Source organism: Burkholderia sp. LFS061 (assembly GCF_047978125.1).
Taxonomy (GTDB): Bacteria; Pseudomonadota; Gammaproteobacteria; order Burkholderiales; family Burkholderiaceae; genus Burkholderia; species Burkholderia pyrrocinia_C.
In genome coordinates, this window is sequence record NZ_JBFPFS010000199.1 from 1 (window position 1) to 223 (window position 223).

Genomic DNA, 223 nt, shown 5'->3' on the forward strand with positions numbered 1-223 from the left:
GACGGCCGCCGCGCAGGGCGTCGCGCCGACCGGCCTGGCGCTGAAGGACGCGCTGACCGCGTCGCTGTCCGATCACGGGCTGCAGGGTGCGCAGGTGCAGATCGTCGGCAATGGCGTGCAGATCCAGATGAAGAACGTGTCGTTTCCGGTGTGGACGCAGTGGCTCGACGATGCGCGCCGTCAGTTCAAGGTGCAGGTCGGCGAGGCGCACGCGACCGCGCTG

At 70.0% G+C, this 223-nt stretch carries 1 protein-coding gene; it reads left to right on the top strand.

Annotated features, from left to right (window positions below; translation table 11 throughout):
• Positions 1–223, top strand: a 223-nt coding sequence (gspM, locus tag ACNQQL_RS36340; RefSeq protein WP_347069781.1) for a type II secretion system protein GspM, incomplete at both ends; no start/stop codon positions are given.